This is a genomic window from Chitinolyticbacter albus (assembly GCF_024437655.1).
Lineage (GTDB): Bacteria > Pseudomonadota > Gammaproteobacteria > Burkholderiales > Chitinibacteraceae > Chitinolyticbacter > Chitinolyticbacter albus.
Map to the genome: position 1 here is coordinate 103,834 of NZ_JANBVF010000006.1, position 18,723 is coordinate 122,556.

10 protein-coding genes and 1 riboswitch are annotated in these 18,723 nt (G+C 64.4%); of the genes, 8 read left to right on the forward strand and 2 right to left on the reverse strand.

The window, feature by feature from the left end:
* The first annotated feature begins 89 nt into the window (after nt 1–89).
* From NLI84_RS05080 to NLI84_RS05100, 5 genes are read left to right on the forward strand one after another with little or no spacing between them, the layout of a single operon-like run.
* Nucleotides 90–7,994, forward strand: coding sequence for an Ig-like domain-containing protein (locus NLI84_RS05080; RefSeq protein WP_255988624.1), 7,905 nt, complete (start codon nt 90–92; stop codon nt 7,992–7,994).
* Between the two features lie 26 nt (nt 7,995–8,020).
* On the forward strand, nt 8,021–9,532 hold the full coding sequence (locus NLI84_RS05085; RefSeq protein WP_255988626.1) for a TolC family protein: 1,512 nt from the start codon (nt 8,021–8,023) through the stop codon (nt 9,530–9,532).
* On the forward strand, nt 9,529–10,284 hold the full coding sequence (locus NLI84_RS05090) for an efflux RND transporter periplasmic adaptor subunit (protein WP_255988627.1): 756 nt from the start codon (nt 9,529–9,531) through the stop codon (nt 10,282–10,284). The genes NLI84_RS05085 and NLI84_RS05090 overlap by 4 nt, the downstream gene beginning before the upstream one ends.
* Complete coding sequence (locus NLI84_RS05095; RefSeq protein ID WP_255988628.1) at nt 10,281–11,612, forward strand: efflux RND transporter periplasmic adaptor subunit; 1,332 nt, start codon at nt 10,281–10,283, stop codon at nt 11,610–11,612. Before NLI84_RS05090 ends, NLI84_RS05095 begins: the two co-directional genes overlap by 4 nt.
* On the forward strand, nt 11,597–13,708 hold the full coding sequence (locus NLI84_RS05100; protein ID WP_255988629.1) for an efflux RND transporter periplasmic adaptor subunit: 2,112 nt from the start codon (nt 11,597–11,599) through the stop codon (nt 13,706–13,708). The genes NLI84_RS05095 and NLI84_RS05100 overlap by 16 nt, the downstream gene beginning before the upstream one ends.
* A 53-nt stretch (nt 13,709–13,761) precedes the next feature.
* On the opposite strand, the gene NLI84_RS05105 is transcribed toward NLI84_RS05100, so the two are convergent.
* Nucleotides 13,762–14,391, reverse strand: a complete 630-nt coding sequence (locus tag NLI84_RS05105) for a lipid-binding SYLF domain-containing protein (RefSeq protein WP_255988630.1) — start codon at nt 14,389–14,391, stop codon at nt 13,762–13,764.
* Nucleotides 14,392–14,641: 250 nt separating this feature from the next.
* Nucleotides 14,642–14,713, forward strand: a riboswitch (S-adenosyl-L-homocysteine riboswitch).
* A gap of 65 nt (nt 14,714–14,778) precedes the next feature.
* Here NLI84_RS05105 and ahcY point away from each other — a divergent pair.
* Both ahcY and metF read left to right on the forward strand, forming a co-directional pair.
* Nucleotides 14,779–16,179, forward strand: coding sequence for an adenosylhomocysteinase (gene ahcY / locus NLI84_RS05110; RefSeq protein ID WP_255988631.1), 1,401 nt, complete (start codon nt 14,779–14,781; stop codon nt 16,177–16,179).
* A 61-nt stretch (nt 16,180–16,240) separates the two neighbouring features.
* Nucleotides 16,241–17,101: a methylenetetrahydrofolate reductase [NAD(P)H] gene (gene metF, locus NLI84_RS05115; protein ID WP_255988632.1), complete on the forward strand. Its 861-nt coding sequence runs from the start codon at nt 16,241–16,243 to the stop codon at nt 17,099–17,101.
* 225 nt (nt 17,102–17,326) lie between these two features.
* On the opposite strand, the gene yihA is transcribed toward metF, so the two are convergent.
* Nucleotides 17,327–17,944, reverse strand: a complete 618-nt coding sequence (gene yihA, locus NLI84_RS05120) for a ribosome biogenesis GTP-binding protein YihA/YsxC (RefSeq protein WP_255988636.1) — start codon at nt 17,942–17,944, stop codon at nt 17,327–17,329.
* A gap of 98 nt (nt 17,945–18,042) precedes the next feature.
* On the opposite strand from yihA, the gene NLI84_RS05125 reads away from it, so the two are divergent.
* Nucleotides 18,043–18,663, forward strand: a complete 621-nt coding sequence (locus tag NLI84_RS05125) for a c-type cytochrome (protein WP_255988637.1) — start codon at nt 18,043–18,045, stop codon at nt 18,661–18,663.
* The last annotated feature ends 60 nt before the right edge of the window (nt 18,664–18,723 follow it).

Below are 18,723 nucleotides of genomic sequence, written 5' to 3' on the forward strand. Positions count from 1 at the left end.
GATGAATTCAGATTCAGCTTGAACAGGAATGGCTGATCGGCCTCGCCCTCGCGAGGCCGGCGCCATCCCGGCAGTGCCAGGAGCCTCACATGAAAAAGCCGACCCCCAAGCAATCGAATCCAGCCGCAGCACGCCCCATGATGCGTGCGCTGGAGCAGCGCATCATGTTTGACGCTGCAGCGCTCGCCACGGCGGTCGACACGGCCCATCACGCCGAGCCCGCCGCGCCGGTAACGGATGGCGCTGCGGATGCCCCGGACCTGCACGCACTGCTGTCGCCCCCCGCCGCGCCTGCCGAGGCCCCGCACAGCCAGCGGCAGGAAATTGTCTTTGTCGATGCGTCGGTGCGCGACGCGCAAAGCCTGATCGACGGCATCGCCCCGGGCGTCGAGGTCGTGCTGATCCAGCCAGGGCAAAACGGCTTGCAGCTGATCGCCGACACGCTGGCCGGCCGTAGCAATATCAACGCCATTCATATCCTGAGCCATGGCGACGCCGGGAAGATTCAATTGGGCGGGCAATGGATTGACGGCACCGGGCTCACCGCCAATAGCGGCCTACTCACCGACATAGGCAGTGCGCTTTCCGCAGACGGCGATATCCTGTTGTACGGCTGCCAGGTGGGCACGGATGGAGCTGGCGTTGATTTCATACAATCGCTGGCTAGCGCAACGGGCGCTGATGTAGCCGCATCCAATGACGCTACCGGTGCTGCCCGTCTAGGCGGAGACTGGGCCCTTGAGGCTACGCAAGGGAGTATTGAAACGGCCACGCTGAATATCGGTTCTTACTCCGGATTGCTGGCCGCATTCAATGATGATTTTTCTACCAACACCGGAACAGCCGCCAGCTTCACCCGCAGCCTCGGTGGTGTGTCCTATACCTACACCTTCACGGCGCAGGGAGATGGTGGCGACACGGTTTGGGAATCCGCGAACGGTGCCGCAAACTCTGCGTCCATCAATCTCCAATCCACCGCGTTTAATCTTGGCAATACCGAACGATTCACCATTGCCCGTACCGACGGCGCGGACTTCACATTCACCAGTATTTTCATCAACAACACCGCTGGCGAAACCGTCACGGTTGCCGGATATAACAACGGCGTCCAGGTAGGCAGCGCGCAAACCGTCATCACCGGCACTGGTAGCACATTGAATTTTGGCGGCATTGCCGTCGATGAGGTGCGTATCACCTCGAACGATTTCTTCAACACCAATATCGACAGTTTTGCTGGCGATACCAATCCGCCCAATCTCACCCCCACTACCTCCAACCTCAACAGCGATAGCGTCGCCTGGGCGGGCGTTGGCAGCACCGTGAGTCTGGACTCTGGCGGCAATGCCAATCTGGCGGACGCTGAACTGGATGCGCTGAACAGCGGCAATGGCAATTGGCAGGACGCCACCCTGACCATACAACGCTCCGGCACGGCAGTGACTTCCGATGTTTTCGGCTTTAACACATCAAGCGCTTTGTTTACCGTTACCGGAACGACCAGCGGCAATCTGCAATCCGGCGGGCTAACCTTCGCTACTTATACAAACACCAACGGTGTTTTGACCATTACGTTTACCAGCAGCGGTACAACGGCCACCAGTGCATTGGTGGATAACGTCGCCCAGCGGATTACCTATCGCAGCGACACGCCAGGCGGTGATGCCACGGTGAGCTTTACGCTGGCAGATGGCGATGGCGGTACCGCCACCTCAGCCAACGTGACGGTGACCAGCGATACCATTTACGTCACCAACACCACCGACACCACCACAATCAACGTCAGCAATGGCGTGAGCTTCAGTGAAGCCATCGCGATCGCGGCGGCGGACGCCACCGGCAGCCAGACCATCGTGCTCGACTCCAGCCTGGCAGGCCAGACGGTATCGACGACGACGGCCGGCGCGCTGGGCGAGAACCTGACTCTGAATCTCGATGCCGCCAGCGGCGTGATGCTATCCGGCGGCACGCTGACCATAGGATCCGGCTTCACCCTCGACGTGGTCAACGGCAGCGGCGACAGCGCCACGATCGCGACGACGCTGGCAGGCGCTGGTGGCTTGACCAAGAGCGGAGCGGGCAGCCTCACTCTGTCCGGTGCCAATGGCTACACCGGCGCCACGTCGGTCTTTGCCGGTACGCTGGCGCTGACTGGTGGCAGCGCGCTGAACAACAGCAACGCCGTGTCGGTTTCGTCGGGCGCAGGGCTGACGGTAGCGGGCAGCGAGGAAATCGGCTCCCTGACCGGCGCGGGCAACGTCACGGTGGATAGCAGCCAGACGCTGACGGTGGGTAACGCAGCGACCAGTACCTTTGCTGGCAACCTCACCGGTGCGGGCGGGCTGACCATCAACCAGTCAAGCGGCAACACCAACACCTTCACCCTCACCGGCAACAACACCGGTTTGAGCGGACAGGTTCGCGTGATCAATTTCGGTCGGCTGCTCGCCGACGGTGACAACGCCATTGCCAACAATACCGCGGTCATCGTCAACGGCAACGGCATCCTGACCCTGCTGTCCGACCAGACCATAGGCAGCCTGGCCAGCAATCTGGCAACCGCCAGCATCAACCTTGGCAGCTTTACCCTGACCGCCGGTGGCAACGACACCAGTACCAGCGTATTCGGCGTGATTTCCGGTACCGGCGCCCTCGTCAAGCAGGGCCTCGGCACGCTGACGCTGGAGGGCACCAATACCTATGGCGGCAGCACCACGGTCTCGGCCGGCACCCTGCTCTTGAATGGCGGCACGGCGCTGAACGACAGCAGTGCAGTTACCGTATCCTCCGGCGCCACGCTGGATGTGGTCGCATCCGAAACCATCGGTTCGCTGGCGGGCGCGGGTGTAGTTGCATTGGGCACCAACACCCTGACAGCCGGTGGCAACAACACCAGCACCACCTTCAGCGGCGGCATCAATGGCAGCGGCGGACTCACCAAGACGGGCAGCGGTACGCTGTCGCTCTCCGGCACCAACACCTATAGCGGCGCGACCACGCTCTCTGCGGGTGGCATCACCGTGTCCGGTGGCGCGGCGATCGACAACAGCAGCGCCGTGACCGTCGCCGGTGGCGCAACGCTGACGCTATCGGGCGCAGAAACCATAGGCTCGCTGACCGGCGCCGGGAATGTGGTCTTGAGTGCCACGCTGACGACAGGCAGCAACAACACCAGTACCAATTTTGCCGGGGTGATTTCCTCGACCAACAGCAGCGGGATCATCAAGGCAGGCAGCGGCACGTTCACGCTATCGAACAACAACACCTATACCGGCAGCACCACCGTGTCGGTGGGCACGCTCAGAGTGGCTGACGACGCCAACCTGGGCAGCGGCACACTGATCCTCAACGGCGGCACGCTGGCCATTAGCGGCGCAACCAATATCGACAACGCCATCACGCTCGCCGCCAGCTCCACCGTCAGCGCGAGCACCACCGCGACCCTGTCGGGTGCCATCGACGGCACTGGCGACCTCACCAAGACCGGCGCATCCACGCTCACGCTCTCCGGCACCAATAGCTATGGCGGCGGCACCACCGTCAGCGCCGGCTCCTTGAGCATTGCCGGCGACAGCAACCTCGGCGCCGGTACTGTGACGCTGGGTAGCGGCACCAACCTGGCTATCACCGGTGCCGGGACCATAGACAACGCGATTGTGCTGTCCGGTAACGCCACTGTCACCAACACGGCCAACGTCGTGCTGTCCGGCAATATCAGCGGCACCAATAGCCTGACCAAGGCCGGCGCCTCGACGCTGACGCTCACCGGTACCAATGGCCACACCGGCACCACCGTCAACGCCGGCACGCTCAGCATCGCCGCCGACAGCAATCTGGGTACCGGAACTGTAACGCTGGCGACGGGAGCGACGCTGCTCATCACCGGCGCGACCACGGTCGACAACGCAATGGCGCTCAGCGGCAATGCCACCGTCTCGACCAGCGCCAACACCACGATCTCCAGCGCCATCAGCGGCCCGGGTGGCCTGACCAAGACAGGTGCCTCGGCGCTGACGCTGAGCGGCAGCAGCGCCTATACCGGCGCCACCAACGTCAATGCCGGCAGCCTACTGGTCAACGGCGCCCTGACCGCAACGACGGGCGTCACCACAGCAGCCGGCGCCACGCTGGGCGGGAGTGGCAACATAGCCAGCAACGTCACCATCAACAGCGGCGGCACGCTCGCCCCGGGCAACAGCGCCGGCACCCTGACCATCGACGGCGACCTGACCATGGCATCGGGCAGCACGCTCGCCATCGAGATCAATGGCGCAACGGCAGGTACCGGCTACGACCAGGTCGTGGTAAACGGTGCCGTTGATGTTTCGGGCGCGACGCTGTCGGTCACCCATGGCTACGCGCCGGGCAGTGGCGACAGCTACGCCATTATCGTCAACGACGCCGCCGATGGCGTGACCGGCTCTTTCAGCGGCATCAGCGAGGGCAGCGAGTTCGCTGCCGGCGGCAACGCCACCGAATTGACCGCCAGCTATATCGGCGGCAACGGCAACGATTTCACCCTGACCGCGCCCACGGCGCCGATCGTGACCGGCGTATCGTCCAGCACCGCCAATGGCACCTACAAGATCGGCGATGTCGTCACGATCACGGTCGCGTTCGATACCACGGTGTTCGTCACCGGCACCCCTACACTGCAGCTGGAAACCGGCACGACGGACCGTACGCTCGATTACGTGTCCGGCTCGGGTACGAACACGCTGACGTTCAGCTACACCGTCCAGGCGGGCGATAGCTCGTCGGACCTCGATTATGTTTCGACCTTGGCGCTGGCCCTCAACGGCGGCACCATCCGTGACGGCACCAATATCGATGCCGTGCTGACGCTCGCCTCCCCGGGCGCTGCCGGTTCGCTGGGCGCCAACAAGGCGCTGGTCATCGACGGCGTGCGTCCGACGGCCAGCATCGTGGTCACCGATACGGCCTTGAGCGTGGGCGAAACCACCACCGTCACCATCACCTTCAACGAAGCCGTCACTGGCCTCACCGCGGGCGATTTCACCGTGGCCAGCGGCGCCCTCAGCGGGCTATCGAGCGCCGACGGCGGCATCACCTGGACCACGACCTTGACGCCGACGGTCGGCATCGCCGATGCCAGCAACCTGATCACGCTGAACAACGCCGGGGTGCTGGATGCGGCCGGTAATGCGGGTGCCGGCAGCACTGATTCCAACAACTACGCCGTCGATACGCAACGGCCCACCGCCACGATCAGCGTAGCCGATACCGCCCTGGCGGCCGGCGAAACCACCACCGTCACCATCACCTTCAGCGAGGCCATCACCGGCCTGACCGCCGCCGACTTCACCGTCGCCAATGGCACGCTCGGCACTCTGGCCTCGTCCGACGGCGGCATCACCTGGACCGCCACCCTCACGCCCTCGATCAACGTGGCAGGCAGCAGCAACCTGATCACGCTGAACAACACCGGGCTGCAGGATCTGGCCGGCAATGCCGGCACCGGATCGACTGACTCCAACAACTACGCGGTCGATACGCTGCGCCCCACTGCCACCGTGGTGGTGACCGATACCGCGCTGGTCGCCGGCGAAACCACCACCGTCTCCGTCACCTTCAGCGAGGCCGTCACCGGACTGACCACCGCCGATTTCACCGTGGCCAACGGCATGCTCAGCGGCCTGTCCTCATCCGATGGCGGAATTACCTGGACCGCCACGCTGACGCCGACGGCCAACGTCACCGACGCCAGCAATTTGATCACGCTGGACAACACCGGCGTGCAGGATGGGGCCGGCAATAGCGGCACCGGGAGCACCGACTCCAACAACTACGCGCTCGACACCCAGCCACCAACCATCGCTTCGGTGTCGGTACCAGCCAACGGCAGCTATGTCGCCGGCCAGAACCTCGACTTCACCGTCAACTTCGACGACGTCGTCACTGTCGACACCAGCGGCGGCACGCCGCGCATTGCCATCACGCTCGACACCGGCGGCACCGCCTACGCCAGCTATCTGTCGGGCTCCGGCACCAGTGCGCTGGTGTTCCGCCTCACCATCACCAGCGGCCAGGACGACAACAACGGCATCGGCGTGGGCGGCAGCATCGAGCCCAACGGCGGCATGCTCAAGGATGGCATCGGCAATGATGCTGTCACGACGCTGAACGGCGTCAGCAACACCAGCAATGTGCGCGTGGATACCCTCGCCCCCCTCGTCAGCAGCGTGTCGGTGCCAGCCGGCGCGCCGTACAACGCCGGCGATGTGCTGAGCTTTGTCGTCAATGCCTCCGAAGCCGTCTTGGTCAATACCGCAGGTGGTACGCCGCGATTGGCGCTCGACATCGGTGGAAGCACGGCATACGCCAACTATGTGGCCGGCTCCGGCAGCAGCACGCTGGTGTTCCAGTACACGGTGCTGCCTGCGGATAACGACGCCGACGGCATCCATGTGGTCGGACTGTCCGCCAACGGCGGAACTTTGCAAGACACCGTCGGCAACACGATGAACCTCGCGCTGAACGCAATCGGCGATACCCAGGGCGTCGTGATCGACAATACGCCGCCTGCCGCCAGCGGCATCACGCGCGTGGACGCGACACCGACCGGCGCGGACAGCGTGCGCTTCACCGTCACCTTCAACGAAGACGTCAGCGGAGTGGATGCCGCCGACTTCGCGCTGGCGATCACCGGCAGCGCCAGCGGCAGCATCACTTCGGTGGTGCAGGTCGGGGCGCGAACCTACACGGTCACGGTCGGTGCCATCGTCGGCGACGGCACGCTGGGCATCGACCTCAACCCCAGCGGGACTGGCATAGGCGATCTTGCCGGCAATGCGATTGGCGGCGGGTTCGCCGGCCAGCGCTACGCGGTCGATAACACTGCCCCGGTCGTTCTCGACCTGACGGCCCCCGCCTACGGCAGCTACGGCAGCGGTGGTGTGCTCACCTTCACGGTGCACACCTCTGAAACGACATCGGTCGCGGGCGGCACGCCGCGGCTGGTACTCGATGTCGGCGGCAGCGTCGCCTACGCCAACTATGTCTCCGGCTCCAATAGCGACACCCTGGTCTTCCAGTACACGGTGCAAAGCGGGCAGCGCGATAGCGATGGCATCGCCGTGACCCGCCTGGACGCCAACGGCGCAACCTTGCGCGATGCCGCGGGCAACGCGATGGATCCGAACCTGCCCGGGGTGAATACCAGCGGGGTCATCATCGAGACCGCCGCGCCGTTCGTGCCGCCACCGGTGCGGGTTCCGGCCCCGGTGCCGACGCCGATCCCGCCGGTGTTCGTTTCCCCGTCGGCGCCCCCCATCACCCTGGCACCGACGGATGCGGGCGTGTTATTCGATGTACCCACCACGCTCAACCCGACCGGCGGCATGATGGGTGGCCTCGCCGTCCTCGGCAATCCGTTCAGTACCGACCCGCTCTCCAACGTCGGCAACACCTTCGCCGCACCGGAAAGTCGTGGCAGCTTTGTCGAAATCGGTGCGTCCACTGGCACTGGCCTGCAGGCCATGCCCGAGATCGGCAGCTATTCGGTCGAAGCCGGGCATGCGGTGAATATCGCACTGCCGGTCTCGACCTTCAGCCACAGCGACAGGAACGCCGACATCACCGTGGAAGTCCGCCTCGCCGACGGTCGCCCGCTGCCGAAATGGCTGAAATTCGACCCGGTGACCGGCACGCTCAGCGGCCAACCGCCGCAGGGTCTGAACCAGAAGCTGGTGATCGAGGTGATCGCGCACGACAACAAGGGCAACCGTGCCAGCAGCCAGCTGGATCTGACCGTGAAGGCCGCAAACAAACAATCGGATGCGGGTGAAACAGCCCCCGCCGAACTTGCCCGTACCGCGCTCGCAGCGGCATTGGAGCTTGACGGCGCAGAACCGCCCGCCGGCGGCAAGCCGGCCTTGGCACTTCAGTTTGACCAGTTCGGTCGGGCGGCCCGGCAAGCCGCCGGTGCCACGCTATTGCATCACCTGGAAAAGAGCGGCGAACGCGTGCTCGCCTGATTCGCCCACAAGACAAGGATCGCAGTTTGAAACCCTCCTACCACTTCCGCCCCAGGCCGCTGGCTGCCCTCATCGCCAGCACGCTGCTCGCAGGTTGCGCCATCCAGCCCACGCCGATCACGCAGGACGAGCGCCAGGCCGGGATCGCGCAGCAGCGCGCGGCCATGTTCGCAGACCAGGAAGCCCTGACCGGGCCGGTCACGCTCGATGAAGCGATGGCCCGCGCCGTCAAGTACAACCTCGACCACCGCCTCAAACTGATGGAAGAAGCGCTGTCGCAGCGCCAGCTCGACCTGGCGCGCTTCGACCTCTTGCCGAGGCTAACGGCCGAGGCCGGCTACTTTTCGCGCAACAATGAACTGGCCTCGTCGTCCAAGGACTACGTGACCGGCGAACAATCGCTGGTCCCGTCGACCTCGTCCGATCGCGAGCACTACACGGGCGATCTGACCATGTCGTGGAACGTGCTCGATTTCGGCGTCAGCTACTACACCGCGCAACAACAGTCCGATCGGGTGCTGGTGATGCGCGAGCGCCGGCGCAAGGTGGTCCATTTGATGATGCAACAGGTGCGCCAGGCGTACTGGCAGGCGGTCGGGGCACAACAGCTGGAAACCAAGGTCGAACCGCTGCTCGCGCTGACGCGCAGCGCGCTCGCCGACTCGCGCAAGATCGAGAAGGAAAAGCTGCAAGGCCCGCTCGACACGCTGAACTACCAGCGCCAGTTGCTCGACATCCTGCGCCAGCTCGAATCGGTACGCGACGAGTTGGCCCAGGCCAAGCCAAGGCTGGCTTCCATCATGAACATTCCGCCCGGCGAACAGTACGCGCTGGCGCTGCCGAGCGGCTTTTCCTCGCCCAAGCTGCCGGTCTCCGCCGAGGCGATGGAGGAAACCGCGCTCATCAACCGGCCAGAACTGGTCGAAGCCGGCTACAACGAGCGCATCGGGCTGCTGGAAACCAAGAAGGCGCTGGCCAAGGTGCTGCCGGGTGTCAATATCGAGCTGGGCGCCAATTACGACAGCGACAGCTATCTGGTGAATTCGAGCTGGCGTGACCTGGGGCTGCGCGTGAGCTGGAACCTGATGAATCTGCTCAACTACCAGAACATCCGCGGTGCCGCGCAAGCGCAATACGACGTGGCCCGCCAGCAACGGCTGGCGCTGAACATGGCCGTGCTAACGCAGGTGCATGTCGCGTATCGCGAATATATCGGCCGCAAGCGCCAGTTCGAGCTGTCCGACGAGATGAATGAGGTCGATCAGCGCATCCTGACGCACACCAAGAATGCCGCCAAGGCCGACGCCCAGGGCAAACTGGTCGAGATCCGCGCCCAAGCCAGCGCCATGATGTCCGAGCTGCGGCTGTACCAGAGCTACGGTGCGCTGCAGAACTCGTATGGCCAAATGCTGGCAACACTGGGTGTCGATCCGCTGCCCGATACCGTCAAGTCGCATGACCTCGCCACCCTGCGCACGGCGATCGCCGAACGCGAACAGCTGCTGGTGGAACCCCCGGCCGCGGAGGCGAAGCAATGAAGTGGGCCGTTGTGCTCGCCGGCCTGGCGCTGGCGGCAACCGTGGGCGCGGCTCCCAAGGCGGCGCCCACGGCCTTTACGGGGGGCGACAAGGACGGCCGCATCCGCACCCAGTTGGCCGCGCGTGAATCGGTGGTGATTTCCAGCGAGCTCAACGCCAAGATCGCCCGGCTGCCGCTCAAGGAAGGCGACAGCTTCAAGCAGGGCCAGGCGCTGGTCTCGTTCGACTGCACGCTGTTCCAGGCGCAGCTGCGCAAGGCCGAAGCGACCAACGAGGCGGCGCGCAAGCTGCTCAGCGTGAACCAGCGCCTGGCCGAGCTCAATTCAGTGGGCAAGCTCGAAGTGGAGCAGGCCGAAGCCAAGGTAAAGGAATCGGCCGCCGAAGCCGCCTATATGCGCACTACCGTCAGCAAATGCGCCATCGGCGCACCATTCTCCGGCCGTGTCGCCAAGCGCATGGCCTCGAGCGCGGAGTTCGTCACGCCCGGCAAGCCGTTGCTGGAAATCGTCGACGTCAGTCAGCTCGAATTGCAGATGATCGTGCCATCCAAGTGGCTGGCCCGCGTCAAGCCCGGTACCGCCTTCACCGTCAGCGTCGATGAGCTCGGCCTGTCCTACCCGGCCAAGGTGATCCGCACCGGCGCGCGCATCGACCCGGTCAGCCAGTCGATCTCCATCACCGGACAGATCACCGGCAACCATCCAGACCTGTTACCCGGCATGAGCGGCTGGGCCAGCTTTCCCACACCATGATCGAGCACGCCCCAGCCAACCAGGCGCTCTTGACGCTGGTCCAGCTCTCGCGCCGCGCCCGCGAGGCGGCCAGCGTGGCGGAGTTGGGCTTCGTGATGGTGAACGAGACGCTGAACCTCGTTCCCTATCGCCAGGCGGCACTGTGGACCGAGGCCGGTCTTGGCAGTGTTGCGGCGGTGTCGGGCCTGCCGCTCACCGATCCCAACGCGCCCTATCTGCAATGGCTGGCCCCGCTGTGCCGCAAGCTGGCGAAGTTATACAGCGTGGCTACCCCGCTCGATGCGGGCAGCGTACCGGACGGGCTGGGCGAGGACTGGGCCGATTGGCTGCCGCAGCATGTGCTGTGGCTGCCGCTGCACAGCACGTCCGGCCTGCGCGAAGGCGGTCTGCTGCTAGCACGTGAAACGCGCTTCTCCGAGCACGAACAGGCCGTGCTCGGAGAGCTCATCCACGCCTACGGCCACGCGTTCGCCGCATTCCAGCCGCGCGAGCGGCTCGGCGCCCGGCTCAAGGCCGCGCTGCGCCCCGGCAAGCTGCAACGGCGCATCCTGGCCGGCATCGCGCTCGCCTGCCTGATCCCGGTCAGGCTCACCGTACTGGCGCCAGCCGAAGTGATGCCACGACAGCCTTTTCTGGTGCGCGCACCGCTCGACGGCGTGATCGATCGCTTCTACGTCGAACCCAACCAAGCCGTCGCAGCCGGTGCTCCGCTGTTCAATCTCGACACCGCCGCGTTGCAGACCCGGCGCGCGGTGGCCCAACGGGCTTACGATACCGCAGAGGAGGAATATCGCCAGGCAGCGCAGCTTGCCGTCACCGACGACAACGAGCGCGTGAAGATGGCACTGGCGCAGGGCGAGCTGGAGCAGAAGTCGCTGGAACTGCAATACATGTCCGAACAGCTCGAACGGGTACAGGTCAAGGCCGAGCGCGCCGGCGTCGCCGTGTTCGGCGATGTGAACGACTGGCAGGGCAAGACGGTGAGCATCGGCGAGAAGGTGCTGCTGCTGGCCGATCCGGCCAAGGTCGAACTGGTGGCGCACATGCCGGTCGCCGAGCAGATCGAACTGGCACCGGGCGACACCATCACGCTCTACCCCAACGCCAGCCCGACCGTATCGTTCGATGCGCGCATCATCGGCGTCTCGTACGGCGCCGAGGAAACCGAGCAGGGCGTACTGGCCTACCGGGTGCGCGCCGCCTTTGTGCAGGACACCCCGCGATTGGGGCTTCGTGGCACGGCGCGCCTGTCCGGCAGCTGGGTGCCCTTCATCTACTACGCGCTGCGACGCCCCATTGCCACGTTGCGGCAATGGCTGGGCTGGTGATGCTGCCGCCACTGCGCCAGGACCTGACGCTGCATCCGGGCCCCGTCGATCTATCGGGCGCGCCCACCTGGACGCTGCACGACCCGGCCGCCAACCGCTTCTATGAGCTGAGCTGGTCTGCGTTCGAGCTGTTGTCGCGCTGGTCGCTGGGCGAGCCGGCCGCCATCACCGCCGCGGTCAATCACGAAACCACGCTCACCGTTGGCCTGGATGACTGCGAGGCACTGTTCCAACTGCTGTCGCAGCACAATCTGCTGCTGTCCTGGCGCGCCGAGGACAGCGCCCGACTGCGGCAGACGGCCGCGGCGCAGCGCACAAGCCACGCCATGTGGCTGCTCAAGCACTACCTGTTTTTCCGCTTGCCGCTGCTGCGGCCCATGCCCATCCTCAAGCAGCTGGCGCCACGCACCCGCTGGATCTTCCACCCCGGGTTCTGGTGGGCGATCGCCGGAATCGCGCTCGTGGGGCTATTCCTGGCATCGCGTCGCTGGGACGAATTCATGCATACGTTCTCGTCGTATACCGGCGTCCGGGGCCTCTTCGGCATCGGCATTGCGCTCACTTTGGCCAAGGTCCTGCACGAGTTCGGCCACGCGCTCACCGCGTACCGCTACGGCTGTCGCGTGCCGACCATGGGCGTGGCCTTTATGGTGCTGTGGCCCGTGCTCTACACCGACACCAACGAAGCGTGGAAGCTGACGCGGCGCGAGGATCGGCTCAAGATCGGCGCCGCCGGCATGCTGGCCGAACTGGCGCTGGCCGCCTGCGCCACGCTGGCGTGGAACTTCATGCCCGACGGCCCTTTGCGCGCCGGTGTGTTCCTGCTCGCCACCAGCACCTGGCTGATCACGCTGGCGATCAACGCCAGCCCCTTCATGCGCTTCGACGGCTATTTCCTGCTGGCCGATGCGCTGAATCTGCCCAATCTGCACGAGCGCGCCTTTGCGCTCGGGCGCTGGTGGCTGCGCGAAGTACTGTTCGGACTGGGCGATACGCCGCCGGAGCCGTTCTCGCCCGCCCGCCAGCGCTTCCTGATCGGTTTTGCCTTCGCCACCTGGCTGTACCGGCTGGTGCTGTTCATCGGCATCGCGCTCATGGTCTACCACCTGTTCTTCAAGGCCCTGGGCCTGGCGATGCTGGCGGTCGAACTGGGCTGGTTCATCGTGCTGCCGGTGTGGCGCGAGCTCAAGGCCTGGTGGCGACGCCGCACCGACCTGGGCTGGAATGGCGTCACGCGCCGTACGCTCGTCATCATTGGTGCCTTGCTGCTGCTCGCCTTCGTCCCCTGGCGCGGCAGCGTGCGCGCGCCGGCGGTGCTGGGCGCGAGCCAGAGCCTGGCGCTCTACGCCGCCGAAACGGGCCGCATCACCGGCGAGTTCGTCCGCGAAGGCGACGCAGTACACGCGGGCCAGGTGCTGGCACGCATCGTCTCGCCAGAACTCGATTTCCGATGGCAGGCGGCTCGCCAGCAGGAGATCACCTTGCGCTGGCAAGTCGAACAGCAGCCGTTTGACGCAAAGCTGCAGGAGGAAGGCGACGTTTTGCGCCGCCGCTGGATAGCCGCGCATGAGGAGGTCACGGGCCTTGCCATGCAGCGCAGCCGGCTGGAAATCCGCGCGCCGTTCGCCGGACGCGTGGCCGAAGCCAATTCCTTCATCGCCGACGGCGCCTGGCTCGCGCGCGGTGAAAAGCTCTACCAGATCATCGGCAACGACAACGCGCTCAAGGCCGAGGCCTACGTGGGCGAGTCCGATCACGATGCGCTGCGTGCGACTGGCGGCGGTGTCTTCATCGCCGATCTGCCCGAATTTGGCCGTATCCGCTGTCGCGAGGCACAGGCCGAAACGGTCAACCTGCGCGCCTTGCCCCAGCCTTATCTCGCCAGCGTGCACGGCGGCGCGATCAGCACCGTGCGCAAAGCCGAAGGACTCCTGCCGCTGGAAGCCACCTTTCGCGTGCGCCTGACTCAATGCGACCATCGCTCGATTCGGGTCGAGCTGCCCGGCAAAGTCACCCTGGAGCGCGAGCACCGCAGCCTGGCTGGCCAGGCGTGGTCCTGGCTCGCCGCGCTCTGGCAAAGCGAACGCGGCCTGTGATTGCGCAATAAAAGCGGCCCCGCCGAAGCGGAGCCGCTTTATCGCGTGGCAGCCTAATTGCCGCTGTTGAGTTCCTTGTTGACCGAATACTTGCCACCTGCGACTGTCACTTCCGCGGTCAGACCGTTCTCGGTGAACTGGTAGGCATAGACCCCCTTGGAAACGAGCGCAGCGCCTGACACATCGCCACCGCTATCGCCCGCCTTCGCGGCCGCCGTGCCCTGGCCTTCCAGTGTCCAGCCCTTGGTGATGAACTTCTTGTAGGCCGCGGCGTCGGTGAACACCAGTACCAGACGCGTATTCTTGGCGCCCAGCCCCAGCCCTGCCTTGGCCTGCACCACGCTCATAAAGGTTTCCTTGCCACCGCTGACGGCCACGCCTTCGCCACCGCCTGCGCCGAGAAACACCACCTGCACGCTGCCGGTATTGAACACCGCATAACCCGCCGCCTTGGCAATGTCGTCCTTGGCCTTCGGATGCTTGGCGTAGATCTCGTTCAGCGATTCCTGGGCCATCTTGCGGATGCCGGCGCGGCGCTCGGCAGGCGACTTTTTCGATTGAGATTGAGCCTGTGGCTCCTTGGACGCGCCGGTCGCCGTTTCCGGCGCGACGTTGTCGGCATAAGCCTGTATGCCCACCAGCAATACGGAGCTGGCAAGCAGGGAAAGTGTCGTTTTCAGCATCGGATTGCTCCTTGTGCGTTAGAGGCCACTTCACCTTACCCCTCGATTCAGAGTACCCGCATAGCAAAATTCACAATCGCGGACCAAGCCCCTTGTGAGTACGGCACACACGGCTGCAGCCGCAGAAATCGCCAGCGACCGCTACGCGCGCTCGACATGGATCGCATGCACACCGGCCGGATGGGCGTGATGCGCCAGCCGCAAGTCGCGACGGGCTCGGCAAGTGGCAACCGATTCGTTATCATGCCGGCATTCCGAGGAGCGCTGCGATCCGCACCCTAGCGGGCCAGGCTCGGATTCATCACAACGGCGCTCACCCCTTCCAACCCCTGCCGGGCTTGGGATGACGGGTGGGCCGCATCCCCCCGGCCACACAGGAGCACCACCGTGGCCGAATTCACCGATTACCACGTTGCCGATATCTCCCTTGCCGCCTGGGGCCGCAAGGAACTGAACATCGCCGAAACCGAAATGCCGGGCCTGATGGCTGTGCGCGAGCAATACGGCGCGCAGCAGCCACTCAAGGGCGCACGTATCGCCGGCTCGCTGCACATGACCATCCAGACCGGCGTGCTGATCGAGGCGCTGCAGGCGCTGGGCGCCGACGTGCGCTGGGTATCGTGCAACATCTTCTCGACGCAGGATCACGCCGCCGCCGCCATCGCCGCCGCCGGCACCCCCGTGTTCGCCTACAAGGGCGAATCGCTGGAGGAATACTGGGAATTCACCCATCGCATCTTCGATTTCGGCAACGGCCAATACGCCAACATGATCCTCGACGACGGCGGCGATGCCACGCTGCTGCTGCATCTGGGTGCGCGTGCTGAATCCGATCTGTCGCTGGTTGCCAACCCGACCAACGAAGAAGAAACCGTGCTCTACGCCGCGATCAAAGCGCAGATCGCCAAGGATGCGAAGTGGTATTCCACGCGGCTCGCCGCCATCAAGGGCGTGACCGAGGAAACCACCACCGGCGTACATCGCCTCTACCAGATGCACGAGCAGGGCAAGCTGGCGTTCCCGGCGATCAACGTCAACGACTCGGTCACCAAGTCCAAGTTCGACAACCTGTACGGCTGCCGCGAATCGCTGGTCGACGGCATCAAGCGCGCCACCGACGTGATGATCGCCGGCAAGGTCGCCGTGGTGCTCGGTTACGGCGACGTGGGCAAGGGCTGCGCCCAATCGCTGCGTGGCCTGGGCGCAACGGTGTGGGTCACCGAGATCGATCCGATCTGCGCACTGCAAGCCGCCATGGAAGGCTATCGCGTGGTGCTGATGGATGAGATCGCCGGCGAAGCCGACATCTTCGTCACCACCACCGGCAACGTCGGCGTGATCACGCATGAGCACATGAAGCGCATGCGCCACAACGCCATCGTCTGCAACATCGGCCACTTCGACAGCGAAATCGAAGTCGCATCGCTGCGCCAGTACGAATGGGACAACATCAAGCCGCAGGTCGACCATATCGTCTTCCCCGACGGTAAGCGCATCATCCTCCTGGCCGAAGGCCGCCTGGTGAACCTGGGTTGCGCCACCGGCCACCCCAGCTTCGTGATGTCCAATTCCTTCGCCAACCAGGTGCTGGCGCAGATCGAGCTCTACACCAAGCTCGACCAGTATCCGGTCGGCGTCTACGTGCTGCCCAAGCATCTGGATGAGATGGTCGCCCGCCTGCACCTGAAGAAGATCGGCGCCAAGCTGACCACGCTGTCCACCGAGCAGGCCGCCTACATCGGCGTGCCCAAGGAAGGCCCGTACAAGCCGGCGCACTATCGCTACTAAGAACCCGATGGGCTGGGCGTGAGTGAAGACTCACCCGCCCTCCCCGCCACTGGATGCAGTGATGACCACACCCACCTCACACCTCACTACCGACGCGAAGCGCCATATCAGTTTTGAATTCTTCCCGCCCAAGACGCAGGAAGGCGTGGAAAAGCTGCGCAATACGCGGCATCAGCTTGCGCAATTCAAGCCCGAGTTCTTCTCTGTGACCTTCGGCGCCGGCGGCACCACGCAGGAAGGCACGCGCAACGCGGTGCTGGAAATCCAGGGTGAAGGCTTCAACGCCGCGCCGCACCTGTCGTGCATCGGCTCGACCCGCGATGCGATCACCGCCTTGCTGGCCGATTATCGCGAGCACGGCATACGCCGCATCGTCGCGCTGCGCGGCGATATCCCGTCCGGCATGGTCGACGTCGGCGAATTCCGTTACGCCAATGAACTCGTCGCTTTTATCCGCGAACAGCACGGCGACTGGTTCCGTATCGAGGTCGCGGGCTACCCGGAATACCACCCGCAAGCGCAGAACGCCGAAGCCGATATCCGCAACTTCGTAAACAAGGTGAATGCCGGCGCCAACGCGGCGATCACGCAGTATTTCTTCAACGCCGACGCGTATTTCCGTTTCGTCGATGAAGTGCGTGCCCGTGGAGTCACGGTACCCATCGTTCCCGGCGTCATGCCGATCCAGAATTTCAGCCAGCTTGCGCGTTTCTCCGACACGTGCGGCGCCGAGATCCCGCGCTGGCTGCGCTTGCGGCTGGCGTCGTTCGGCGACGACGCTGCGGCCATCCGTGCCTACGGGCTTGATGTGGTCACCGAGCTGTGCGACAAGCTGCTCGCAGGCGGAGCGCCGGGTCTGCATTTCTATACGCTCAATGCCGCAGGCGCGGTGGGAACGGTCTGCCAGCGACTGGGGCTATAAGCCGGATCGCTCGCACCCAATAAAAACGCGCCTTGGGGCGCGTTTTTATTGATCAGGATACCGTTTTGCGACACCTAAAAAGAAACCCCGGTCTCAAGGGGAGAGTGACCGGGGCTTAACGGCCCCGGCATGTCGCCGAGGCACCCGCTCAGGGAGGAAAAGCGGGAGGTGCAGGGGCGCACCTGACTCATAAGATAGGAATCGGTTAAGAAAGTTCAAGCCAGACTATGCACCGTCCGTCATATTGTCAGTGGCGCACGCGGCGAACCAAGCCCCCACGACCTCTTCCACCTGCTCGGCACCCTGCTTTTTCAGGCTGGAAAACAGCTGCACCGTGAGCTGCCCATCCCCGGAAAATTCCTTCTCCACTTCGCGCAAAATCTTGGTCTGCTCCTGGCGCGACAGCTTGTCGGCCTTGGTGAGCAGGCAGTGTACTGGCTTGCCAGTGGGCAAAAACCAGTCGAGCATGCGACGATCGAGCGTGGTGAGCGGGCGGCGCGCATCCATGATCAGCACGAGGCCGATCAGATTGCTACGCCCCACCAGGTACTGACCCAGCAGCTTTTCCCAGTGCGCGCGCACGGCGGCAGGCACTTCGGCGTAGCCGTAGCCTGGCAGGTCGACCAGGCGGCGCTCGGCACCAAAGTCGAAGTAATTGATATGCTGCGTACGCCCCGGCGTCTTCGAAACAAAGGCAAGTCGGGTGTGGTTGGCCAGCGTATTGATCGCACTCGATTTACCGGCATTGGAACGGCCGGCGAAGGCGACCTCCACCCCTTCCTGCGGCAAGGCGCGCAGGTCGTTGACGGTGGTAAGGAATTGCAGGCCGCGGAACAGGGACATGGTGTGTGGTGGGGTAAAAAGTCTTCGTATAGAATAACAGGATTTGATCGCACACCGGCCGAAAGGCCGCGACAACAATAGCAACAGGGAGCAGGGTTATGCGCAGTGCGCCTAAGGCCGCAGTATTCGTCGCAACGCTTGCAGCGGTGCTGCTGAGCCCGTCCGTATTTGCGGCCGGCAAGGGTGATCCGGTCAAGGGCAAGCAGATCGTCGACACGGTCTGTGCCGCCTGTCATGGCACCGACGGCAACAGCGTGGCCGCGGCGAATCCCAACCTCGCCAGCCAGCATCCGGAATACATCGTCAAGCAGTTGGCCGAATTCAAGAAGCAGGTGCGCAAGAACCCGGTGATGCTGGGCATGGCTTCGCCGCTGTCGGAAGACGACATGAAGAACGTGGCTGCCTACTACGGCTCGCAGAGCGCCAAGGCACGCGGCGCATCGAACAAGACGCTGATCGACGCCGGCAAGAAGATCTACCGTGGTGGCGTCTCCGCCAAGGGCATCCCGGCCTGTATGGCCTGTCACAGCCCGAACGGTGCAGGCATCCCCGCCCAGTTCCCGCGCGTGGCCGGGCAGCACAACAGCTACACCGAAGCCCAGTTGAAGGCGTTCCGCTCCGGCGAGCGCGCCAACAACACGGTGATGACCCAGGTGGCCGCCAAGATGTCGGACGCTGAAATCAAGGCGGTCGCGGAATACATCCAGGCCCTGAACTAATCTGGCCTCGCCGGCCCTAAGCCGGGGACCATACCAAGGCACAAGGGGCGTACCACGCCC

What these genes read in the sequence shown, in the direction of transcription:
- NLI84_RS05095 (WP_255988628.1), top strand. Translation starts at nt 10,281, where the DNA reads ATGATCGAGCACGCCCCAGCCAACCAGGCGCTCTTGACGCTGGTCCAG.
- NLI84_RS05105 (WP_255988630.1), bottom strand. Translation starts at nt 14,391, where the DNA reads ATGCTGAAAACGACACTTTCCCTGCTTGCCAGCTCCGTATTGCTGGTG.
- NLI84_RS05125 (WP_255988637.1), top strand. Translation starts at nt 18,043, where the DNA reads ATGCGCAGTGCGCCTAAGGCCGCAGTATTCGTCGCAACGCTTGCAGCG.
- yihA (WP_255988636.1), bottom strand. Translation starts at nt 17,944, where the DNA reads ATGTCCCTGTTCCGCGGCCTGCAATTCCTTACCACCGTCAACGACCTG.
- NLI84_RS05090 (WP_255988627.1), top strand. Translation starts at nt 9,529, where the DNA reads ATGAAGTGGGCCGTTGTGCTCGCCGGCCTGGCGCTGGCGGCAACCGTG.
- NLI84_RS05100 (WP_255988629.1), top strand. Translation starts at nt 11,597, where the DNA reads ATGGCTGGGCTGGTGATGCTGCCGCCACTGCGCCAGGACCTGACGCTG.
- NLI84_RS05080 (WP_255988624.1), top strand. Translation starts at nt 90, where the DNA reads ATGAAAAAGCCGACCCCCAAGCAATCGAATCCAGCCGCAGCACGCCCC.
- metF (WP_255988632.1), top strand. Translation starts at nt 16,241, where the DNA reads ATGACCACACCCACCTCACACCTCACTACCGACGCGAAGCGCCATATC.